The sequence below is a fragment of the Vibrio ichthyoenteri ATCC 700023 genome (genome assembly GCF_000222605.1).
Taxonomy (GTDB): Bacteria; Pseudomonadota; Gammaproteobacteria; order Enterobacterales; family Vibrionaceae; genus Vibrio; species Vibrio ichthyoenteri.
In genome coordinates this window covers 1-9,885 of record NZ_AFWF01000151.1, presented here as the reverse complement: position 1 = coordinate 9,885, position 9,885 = coordinate 1, and the positions used below count along the sequence as shown (strand labels likewise).

9 protein-coding genes, 1 pseudogene and 1 riboswitch are annotated in these 9,885 nt (G+C 44.1%); of the genes and pseudogenes, 5 read left to right on the top strand and 5 right to left on the bottom strand.

The genetic code is table 11. The features are described from left to right. Positions 1–443 precede the first annotated feature (443 nt). Positions 444–656, top strand: a complete 213-nt coding sequence (locus RH85_RS11135) for a hypothetical protein (protein WP_039948969.1) — start codon at positions 444–446, stop codon at positions 654–656. 52 nt (positions 657–708) lie between these two features. Here the strand turns inward: RH85_RS11135 and agaR are convergent, their stop codons facing one another. Further along, a complete protein-coding gene (gene agaR, locus RH85_RS11130; protein ID WP_006712336.1) occupies positions 709–1,479 on the bottom strand; it encodes a transcriptional repressor AgaR in 771 nt (256 codons plus the stop codon). Positions 1,480–1,577: 98 nt separating this feature from the next. Continuing rightward, entirely contained in the window at positions 1,578–2,126 is a 549-nt protein-coding gene (gene rrtA / locus RH85_RS11125; protein WP_039948968.1) for a rhombosortase, read from the bottom strand. Between the two features lie 3 nt (positions 2,127–2,129). Here rrtA and RH85_RS11120 point away from each other — a divergent pair, with 3 nt between their 5' ends. Continuing rightward, positions 2,130–2,732: a tRNA-uridine aminocarboxypropyltransferase gene (locus tag RH85_RS11120; RefSeq protein WP_006712334.1), complete on the top strand. Its 603-nt coding sequence runs from the start codon at positions 2,130–2,132 to the stop codon at positions 2,730–2,732. A gap of 238 nt (positions 2,733–2,970) precedes the next feature. Beyond that, positions 2,971–3,070: riboswitch (purine riboswitch) on the top strand. 88 nt (positions 3,071–3,158) lie between these two features. After that, the gene (locus RH85_RS11115) at positions 3,159–4,181 is read left to right on the top strand and encodes an adenosine deaminase (protein ID WP_006712333.1); all 1,023 of its coding nucleotides are present in this window, start codon (positions 3,159–3,161) and stop codon (positions 4,179–4,181) included. A 70-nt stretch (positions 4,182–4,251) separates the two neighbouring features. On the opposite strand, the gene RH85_RS11110 is transcribed toward RH85_RS11115, so the two are convergent. The 3 genes from RH85_RS11110 to RH85_RS11100 form a co-directional block, all read right to left on the bottom strand. Next, positions 4,252–5,568: an anti-phage deoxyguanosine triphosphatase gene (locus RH85_RS11110; RefSeq protein WP_006712332.1), complete on the bottom strand. Its 1,317-nt coding sequence runs from the start codon at positions 5,566–5,568 to the stop codon at positions 4,252–4,254. 55 nt (positions 5,569–5,623) lie between these two features. Continuing rightward, positions 5,624–6,208: a 5'-deoxynucleotidase gene (gene yfbR, locus RH85_RS11105; RefSeq protein ID WP_006712331.1), complete on the bottom strand. Its 585-nt coding sequence runs from the start codon at positions 6,206–6,208 to the stop codon at positions 5,624–5,626. 93 nt (positions 6,209–6,301) lie between these two features. Beyond that, positions 6,302–7,516 carry a pyridoxal phosphate-dependent aminotransferase gene (locus RH85_RS11100; RefSeq protein ID WP_005596023.1) on the bottom strand — a complete coding sequence of 405 codons (1,215 nt, stop codon included), beginning with the start codon at positions 7,514–7,516 and terminating at the stop codon, positions 6,302–6,304. 471 nt (positions 7,517–7,987) lie between these two features. On the opposite strand from RH85_RS11100, the gene RH85_RS11095 reads away from it, so the two are divergent. Both RH85_RS11095 and menD read left to right on the top strand, forming a co-directional pair. Continuing rightward, positions 7,988–9,295, top strand: a complete 1,308-nt coding sequence (locus RH85_RS11095) for an isochorismate synthase (RefSeq protein ID WP_006712330.1) — start codon at positions 7,988–7,990, stop codon at positions 9,293–9,295. Continuing rightward, positions 9,292–9,843 (top strand): annotated as a pseudogene (menD, locus tag RH85_RS11090) (2-succinyl-5-enolpyruvyl-6-hydroxy-3-cyclohexene-1-carboxylic-acid synthase); the annotation flags it as partial. The gene RH85_RS11095 and the pseudogene menD, both read left to right, overlap by 4 nt. Positions 9,844–9,885 lie beyond the last annotated feature (42 nt).

Genomic DNA, 9,885 nt, shown 5'->3' with positions numbered 1-9,885 from the left:
TGAGCAAGGTCAAAAAGGTCCACAGGCTTCTAACGTAACGCCTCTGTAACTTTTTGAACAGACACAAGTTGATTCATTCAACTTGTGTCTATCTAACCCTTCTAGAATCATCGTAAAAATCTTCTCAGTTTCACTTTAAATTAAACGTTCAAACTCGATGCCTTCACACACTTTATTTCATTATATTGTGGCGCTGATTTTCTGCATCTGAACCTCAAATCCAATTTAACACAACAATCTATCTACCTTGGGCTGCATTGTGCTTTGTCCATTCTGGTATTTTTTAACGCTATAATTTTTTTGTAATAAAACAATTATACGCTTGAGTGCATATTATAAATCATAAGGAAAAACATTATGTCTCGATCATCTGGTCGTCATCGTTTCTGGTTTCACAAAGCTAGAGTTAAAACAGAATCTTTTAATAAATTACAGGAAGCTAAATGAGAATAGAGTTTAATATTTTTGAAAACAGTAATAACTGGACATCCACTGCGCATCAGATCAATAGTGATATTTTGCAAAGAAATGTCTTAATGAAAGGGCAAGTGTCTGATTTAAATGTAAGTTTCACTTATGATGAAGCTGAGCATTGTGGTAAAATTATTAATACATATCATCAAGTTATTGGTGATTTTGAAGTGAGCTTTAACTAAAAACTCATCATTTCAGCAAACCAGTTTGCTGCCTTTGCAATATACGCTTCTGCTAAGCTTCAATAATTCTTACATCAATACCAAGTTCCGTCAGCTTGGTAAGATAATGTTGTGGGATGCCGCTGTCAGTAATCAACATATCAATCTGCTCTGGGCGTGCGATCATGCAAAAGCTTTGCCGATCGAATTTCGAAGAATCGGTAATAGCAACAATGGTTTGAGCCGCTTCAATCATTCTCCGATTGATATCCGCCTCTCCTTGATGGGGAGTGGTGATGCCAGCCTCTATATCAAACCCATCAACTCCAATGAACAAAGTATTGAAGCGAAAATCTTTGAGAAAGCTCTCCGCTCCTGCTCCATACGTGGAGTAAGAGTTATCACGTATCATTCCGCCAGTTAGCATCACGGTTATATTGGGCTTATTAGCCAAATGATAGGCGATGTGGACGCCGTTGGTCATAACGGTGATGTCATGTTTGTGTGTTAAATGGTAAGCAATTTGTTCTGTCGTTGAGCCTGAGTCGAGAATGATTTTGTCACCATCATTAATCAAAGAAGCTGCGTATTCACCTAGTTTGGTTTTGACATCACAGTTGATTTGTTTCTTATCATTAAGTGGTTGTTCAAAAGCAAATTGCTTATTGAGCAGCGCTCCGCCGTAACAACGAGTGACACAACCTTTTTTCTCCAGATAATTTAGGTCGTTACGTATCGTAACTTCAGAGAGTTGATAGTGTTGTGCAAAGTAATTCACTTCACCTTTCTGATAGGTTTGTATGTGCTGAAGAATCTCTTCGCGGCGTTGAGCTGTTGTGGTCATTGAGTGCGTATGATTATATTTACGTGGTTAACTAAGAGACAAAGAGCATATCAAGCTTTAGATTTTAGGCAACAATTTAGACGTTGGTTTACTGCGAGTTAACCAGCATTTTTATACAGCGGGTAGGAGACTAGAGCAAAGATAATGCCACTCACTACACCACAGAGGTGCGCTTCTACCGCCACATGACTGCCAATCAGTTCCATACTGGAATGGCTTGCCCCCATCGTGAGTTCCCACGTCACTTTTGCAATAACCCCCAACACCAATAACCAACTCGTTGAACGACCTTGCAGCGCTTCACGCAGAGCGTAGTAAGCAAAGAGACCGTGTAACGTGCCAGATAACCCAACATAGCTTTGAACATCGCTGTATAACATACCGATTCCGATGCTGGTACTGATCACAACCAGTAACACACTCAACGAACGGACGCTTGGTCGAAAGATAAAGCAGATGATCCATAGACCCGCCAAATTGAGAGCAAGATGGTTGAAGTTGGTATGAGTGAAATTTCCTGTTAGGATGCGCAACCATTGTCCCGCTGGGATTAAGTCATAATGCCAAGCGGCAAGTGAAGCGAAAGGCTCAAATTGTAGCCCGAGGCACACTATACTCACGCCCATTACTAGGAAGATTAATTGCACGTCATGTCTCGATATTGTTCTCAATGCGGAAAATCACTTAAAGCGTGTATTTGTCAGTGGATACATAGCCTAGCATCGAATGTTGAGTTAATCATCCTTCAGCATCCATCAGAAGCGAAACGTCCAATGGGGACGGCTCGCATTTTGACGCTCTCATTATCAAATAGTCACTATTTTGCGGGGGAGAATTTCACTGAGCATGATGAACTCAATCAGCTCTTGAGAGAGCCAAATGTTCGTCATTTTGTTTTGTATCCCGGTGAAGGTTCGATAGAAGCACAGGCTGAAATAGAGCGTAGTGATAGTAAAGTGCGCGTCATTTTACTGGATGGTACGTGGAAGAAAGCGTTTAAAATGTGGCAGCTTTCAGTCAACTTACATTCTTTACCATTATTACGATTGCCGACTGAATTAAAAGGCAATTATCGTATTCGTAAAGCGCCTAGCGATAACGCACTTTCAACGGTAGAGGCCGGTTACTACATCCTGTCAATTTTGCAGCCACAAAAAGATTTCTCGCCGTTGATTGATGCGTTTGAACAAATGATACAGTTTCAAATTGATCAGATGCCTGCAGGGGTTTTTGAGAAAAACTACCGCTCTTAACGATATCAATTGGGCTTTATCTTGCTTCTATCCAATCCCTGAACCAACGTAAGAAAAGCGCTTAGAACCCACGCAGATTAACGGTCACCCGTAATCTTTTGCCTTGGCAACATGTGACCATGGTGGGGCAACGGTTTTAATCAGCAATAATGATCAGGTGCTTTTGTTTATGGGTATAACAGTTGTCACTTCTAGGTGTTGTGTTTATAATTCCGCGCAATTGCTTAGCTCAGCATATGATGCTTGCTAAGCAATCCTTCGTATAATCTCACCGATAAGGCGTGAGAGTCTCTACCTGGAACCGTAAACTCCAGATTACGAAGAGTGAAGTGCATAGCGCTTTTCTCTTTGTATGATTAAGTCTCTTATCTTGTTGAGAAAAGTGCTTGTTAATGACCAATCGTAATTTTGAATGGGAAAACAAGCGTGAATCAAACTCACTTTATCCAGCAACTACCGAAAGTCGAACTTCATCTTCATATTGAAGGGTCTCTTGAGCCTGACATGATGTTTGAGTTGGCCAATCGTAATCAAATCAACGTGCCTTTTTCGACGCCAGAAGAGGTCAAACTTGCTTATGAATTTAATAATTTGCAGTCCTTTTTAGATATCTACTATCAAGGTGCGAATGTATTAATACATGAACAAGATTTTTATGATCTTACTTGGGCGTATTTACTTCGTTGCCAACAAGACAATGTTATTCACACTGAAATTTTCTTTGATCCTCAAACTCATACCGAACGTGGAATTGATTTTTCGACCGTGATCAATGGAATTGATAGAGCTTTGCAGCGAGGCTTGCAGCAGTTGGGCATCAGCAGTCGTGTCATTATGTGTTTTTTGCGTCACCTCGATGAGGCCAGTGCCTTAATCACGCTACAACAAGCGATGGCACACAAAGATAAAATTATTGGTGTAGGGTTAGACTCATCAGAGTTGGGCCATCCTCCGGAGAAGTTTGCTCGTGTGTTTGCCAAGGCTTTTGATGCGGGTTTCCTGACCGTCGCTCATGCTGGAGAAGAGGGACCGGTCAGTAATATTTACGACAGCCTTGAAATGCTTAAAGTTTCGCGAATTGATCATGGTGTTCGCTGCTCAGATGACAAAGCGTTGGTGGCGGATTTGATTAAACGCCAGATGCCCTTGACGGTTTGCCCACTCTCTAATACTAAACTCAAAGTCTTTGAGCACATGCACGATCACAATGTTGTGGATCTCTTGCGCCAAGGCGTGAGAGTGACGATTAATTCAGATGACCCTGCATATTTTGGCGGTTACATGACCGACAATTTTCTCGCGGTGGCGCAGAGCCATTCAGTAACTAACAGTGAATTGGCGCTGTTTACCCGTCACGCGATTGAAGCCAGTTTTATTAGTGACGCTGAAAAACAAGCTTTGATGGCGAAACTTGATGTGTTTATGACGGATATGGCTCAATCCATGTAAAGGCGAGCTCCGCCATTCCCTCAGATACAGTGTGGCTGGGAGAATGGCGGTTTTCTATTTAAACGTTGCTCTAATGGGACGAAAATAATTGTTGATGCAGTCGTTTCGCATGCCCATCCGTCATTGATGAGATGTAATCGGCGATAATGCGCATTCCTTGCGCTTCACTCTCAACAGCTTGCCATGCTTGGCACGTTTCAATTGGTAACAGGCGTTCGGGGTCTGCACTGAGCGCTTCAAAAATATCCATGATAATCTGCTGCCCTTTATATTCCATCAACTGAACGTGGGGGGCTTGGATGACATATTGGCTGACAAAGGCCTTTAAAATATCGAGAGCTCTTGCCATCCCCGGTTCGAGTACCGCGTTGAAGGCGAGCAGTTGCGAGGCGAATGGCGCATCGACAGGCTTTATGGAAATGCTGGTGAGCAGCGCATTGACAATGCCGCCAATCGCATCTTTACGTTTGTGGTGAGGGCCGGCAAAAAGCATTTCATTGACGAAGGCAATGTGTTGTTCAAACCAAGGATCGCCACACTCAGCAAGTTGGCTCGCCGCCGCTTCCAGCCATTGATGGCGGTTGACCATTCCCAATACGATCGCATCTTCTAAATCATGCACCCCGTAGGCAATATCATCCGCCAACTCCATGATTGAGCAGTCTAATGATTTAAAACGGGTTTTATGGTGCTTGGTTGGCGAAATATCATCATCGCGCATTTGTGAAAATAGCGTTTTCTCTTCGTCATTGAGTGGTTCTCTCACCCAATCAAATAAAGCTTGGTCGCAATCGTAAATACCCTTAGCTGGCGCCCAATCTTTGGCGCGTAATTTTCGCTGATGGCTTACTGGTTGTGGCTGCTGTTGAGCGCAAGCATTACTGAGTAGTGCAGGGTATTTTATCAAGCCCAGTAACGTGCGGCGGGCGAGATTCATGCCAAATTTTTCGGTATAAGGTTCTAGCTGCGTGACAATACGAAAAGTCTGCGCGTTGCCCTCAAAACCACCATAGTCACGCATCATATAATTGAGCGCCACTTCTCCGCCGTGTCCATAGGGAGGGTGGCCAATATCATGAGCGAGACACAGTGAATCGATCAAGCTGTCATTAGGCAATAGGCTGTGGAACTCTGGCTGCTTTTTCTTAATTTGCGCCACAATACCCGTGCCAAGCTGAGCCGCTTCTAATGAATGGGTTAGACGAGTACGATGGAAATCATCAATGCTGGTACCGTGAATCTGAGTTTTGGCTTGTAGGCGGCGAAAGGCCGCCGAGTGCAAGATACGCGCACGGTCACGTTGGTAAGGGCTGCGATGGTCATCGCGGCGAAGCTTGTGTTCATCATCATGGCGTTGTTGCCATAAAGCGCTGATCTCAAATGTCATTTCGCACTCCTTTACTGCCATGTTTTTACTGGCGATAAGCCAACACTACTGCCAGTTAACTGATCTCGTCCAGTGATAATTCAAAACTTGGCGCGAAAGTATTGAGAAAGTAATCCATCTCAGGGGTATAACGTTCTTTAAGAGTGACATCAAGGCGTTTTTTGGCCAAGGCATATTCATGATTGCCGGCACTGAGTTCTTCTAAGCACTTTAAATATGCGCAGATAGTATCGGCTTGCTTCACGATAACTTCGTCTTCTGGGTGAGCGCTATGTGATAGCAGGTACGGGGCAAAATCTTGCTGAAATTCTTCAGGTAACATTGCCAGCAGTTTCTTTTCCGCCGCCGCTTCAATCTTTTTGTATTCCTTGGCTATCTCTGGGCTGTAATATTTGACGGGGGTCGGTAGATCGCCAGTCAGAACTTCGCTGGTATCATGGTACATTCCCAGCAGAGCGATCCGTTCAGGATTTAGGTCACCAGCAAATTTTTTGTTTTTAATCAAAGCGAGAGCATGAGCCACAAAGGCCACTTGGAGACTGTGCTCGGAAATGTTTTCGGTTGAGACTGAGCGCATTAAGGGCCAACGTTGGATCAGCTTCATACGCGCGAGATGAGCAAAAAAATGACTTTCTTTCATAGTTACATCCTTTTTCTAATGAGGAGAGTCGAATTAAAAAAGGCACTCATTAGAGTGCCTTTAAGAATATGAAACTTGAGAGCGAAATGCTACTTACTGACTGTAAGTTGAAATGAAGCGCTCAAAACGACCAATCGCCGTTTCCAAATCTTCGACATGTGGCAAGGTCACAATACGGAAGTGGTCTGGTTTTGGCCAGTTAAAGCCAGTACCTTGCACTAACAGTACTTTTTCTTGAATCAAGAAGTCGAGCACCATTTTTTGGTCATTATGAATCTTGTACTTTTTAGTATCAATTTTCGGGAACAAGTACATCGCGCCTTTTGGCTTCACACATGAAATGCCCGGGATCTGGTTAATCAGTTCCCATGCACGGTCACGCTGCTCAAGCAGACGACCACCCGGTAGGATCAATTCATTAATGCTTTGGTAACCACCGAGCGCGGTTTGAATGGCATGTTGCATTGGCACGTTGGCGCACAAACGCATTGAAGAGAGCATTTCTAATCCTGCGATGTAGCCTTGAGCAAGATGCTTAGGACCGGTTAGGAACATCCAACCACCACGGAAACCACACACACGGTACGCTTTAGATAGACCGTTGAATGTCACAACTAATACGTCTTCGGTCAGTGTCGCTACGGATGTGTGCGTTGCGCCATCGTAAAGAACTTTGTCGTAAATCTCATCAGCAAAAATAATCAGTTTGTGCTGGCGGGCAATTTCAATTACTTCCAGTAGGAAATCACGGCTGTAAACAGCACCCGTTGGGTTGTTCGGGTTGATGAGGACAATACCTCGGGTTTTTGGCGTGATTTTACTCTTAATATCATCGAGGTCAGGGTACCAATCGGCTTCTTCATCACAGATGTAGTGCACGGCTTTACCGCCTGATAGCGCGACAGAAGCTGTCCAGAGCGGATAGTCTGGAGCTGGTACTAGCATTTCATCGCCATTGTTCAATAGCGCTTGCATCGACATTACGATCAACTCAGATGCACCGTTACCGATGTAGACGTCTTCAACGTCGAGTGAGCGAATGCCTTTCTTTTGGTAATGCTGTACAACGGCTTTACGCGCTGAGTAGATGCCTTTTGAATCACAGTAGCCTTGCGAAGTTGGCAAGTTACGGATGACATCGACTAAAATTTCATCAGGGGCGTCAAAACCAAATGGGGCAGGGTTACCAATGTTGAGTTTTAGTATTTTATGCCCCTCTTCCTCCATGCGCTTAGCATGTTTGAGTACTGGTCCGCGAATGTCATAGCAGACATTGTCGAGTTTTGACGACATCCCGATATTTTGCATTGTGTAAAACCTAAAAATAATTGAATTTCTTTATTAAAGTACACCAAAATAACGTTTGGTAGAATAAAAATCTATGATTGTGGCTTTTTTTCCACTTTACACTTCAGATGCCAATCACAAGGTTATGTAAAAGATGGGCTACAGCCTTGATTTGGATGTCTGCTGGCAATACATTAGCCACCGCATTGTATACCTGTCGATTGTTCTAAATTGTGAGTAAGTAATAAGAGTTGCGGTTATCCGTCGATTTTTTATTCAGACAGCGCGCGTATGTGTTGAATCCTCTGCATATCACCGCAATAAAAGCGTAGAATAAAGTGATAGATGCAAGTTTTCGGTTTCGGTGAAAGTGTTTGTTGCCATTGTTTTCGTTACAATAGTAGCTTGATAACTCTTAATAATACCAAAGCACGTTATTGCCAACGCAGCGCAAGCGCAAAGACCGATGGGTTCTAGTTATACGAGGTTTATTTGTCATATTTTCAGCAAGCCATTACTGAACTGATTGAACGTGTTAAGGATGCAGCAGACGGGGTGACTCGTTTGGTTCAAGTTCTGCCGACAAAGCCTGATTTTGCTTTCATCGATTGGTTGCAAGCTCAGTCTATGTTTCCTAAATTCTATTGGCAATCGAGAGACACGCGCGAAGAAGTGGTCGCGCTGGGCCAATTGAGCACGTTTAATGACCCTGCACCTGCTTATGCTTTTATACAAGGTGAGCAGCGAATTTGGGGTGGACGTTCTTTTGACGGACAAAGTGCTAAAAACCCTCGTTGCCCTGCCTCCTTTTTCTTTTTGCCTCAAATAGAGCTTTCTCGCCAAGAGCAACAGTGGTCGATCGCGGTAAATATCAGCGAGAGTAAACAACAAGTTATTGATAGCTTGCAGCAACTCAACATGGATATTCCTAAGTTGCTACCGGTATCTGCCCATATTGAACATATCGAACATACCCCTACGCTACCTCAGTGGGAGAGTTTGGTTGAGAAAGTGCTCGATGGCATCTCAGAGAATCAATTTAAGAAAGTAGTGTTAGCGCGCCAGACGACATTAGCGTTAGATTCGGCGATTTGTGCGGCACAGCTTTTGAAATCGAGTGCGCAACATAATCAGCACAGCTTCCATTTTATGTTAGCGCAAAACGAACAACACAGTTTTATTGGTTCGACACCCGAACGTTTGTACTGCCGACAAGGCAAAGACCTTTATACTGAGGCACTGGCGGGTACGATTGGCCGAGGCAACAATGCTAGCCATGATATGGAACTTGCAAATTGGCTGTCGCAAGACAGTAAAAACCTCAACGAAAACCAATATGTGGTGGACGACATTATTGACCGCCTTAAGCCTTATTCTGATTTAGTCGAAGTGGAGTCTGAAGCGCGTTTGGTGCGGTTGCGTAAAGTGCAGCACTTAAAACGCAGTATCCACGCTCATTTGAATCATGGCGTGAATGGTGTGCAGTTGTTATCAGCGCTCCAACCAACCGCCGCGGTGGCGGGGTTACCACGTAAAGAATCAATGGATTTTATCCAGCAACATGAGCCGTTCGCTCGTAGTTGGTACGCCGGTTCTATGGGCTTTATTAGCCAACATCGTGCGGAATTTTGTGTTGCGATACGCAGTGCTCAGATCGTTGATGATGTGATTCAACTTTATGCTGGCGCTGGGATCGTGCCGGGTTCCATTGCTGAGCATGAATGGCAAGAGTTGGATAAAAAAATGTCGACGTTGCTTTCGTTGATTTCCGATCATCCACCGTTAGGTGTCGCGTCATGAGTAGCGTTACCAATAATGACCAAGCGGTGATGAACCGAATTTGGAGTCAAGTATTGTTAGAAGAGTTGACTCGTTTTGGCGTAGAGCACATTTGTGTCGCGCCCGGTTCACGCTCTACACCTCTCACGCTTGAAGCTGCTGAAAACTCGAATTTAATACTACACACGCATTATGATGAGCGTGGACTTGGTTTTCTGGCTTTAGGTTTAGCCAAAGCCAGCCATAAACCAGTGGCGATCATTGTTACTTCCGGCACAGCGGTCGCCAATTTACTGCCTGCGATTGCTGAAGCGAAACTGACCGGCGAAAAGCTGGTGGTTTTAACCGCGGATCGTCCTGTTGAACTTGTGGCTTGTGGTGCCAATCAAGCGATTGTGCAGCAAGGTATATTTTCAAGCCATGTGACCGCTGCGCTGAATCTTCCTAGTCCAAGTGAACAAGTCTCTCTGCGTTGGCTGTTAACCTCGATTGATGATGTCATGTATCGTCAAGATCGCGATGGTAGTGCGGTTCATATCAACTGTGCTTTTCCTGAGCCTCTCTATTCCCATCATCTAAATCGATTTATCACCTTATCTTGATGCTGTGGC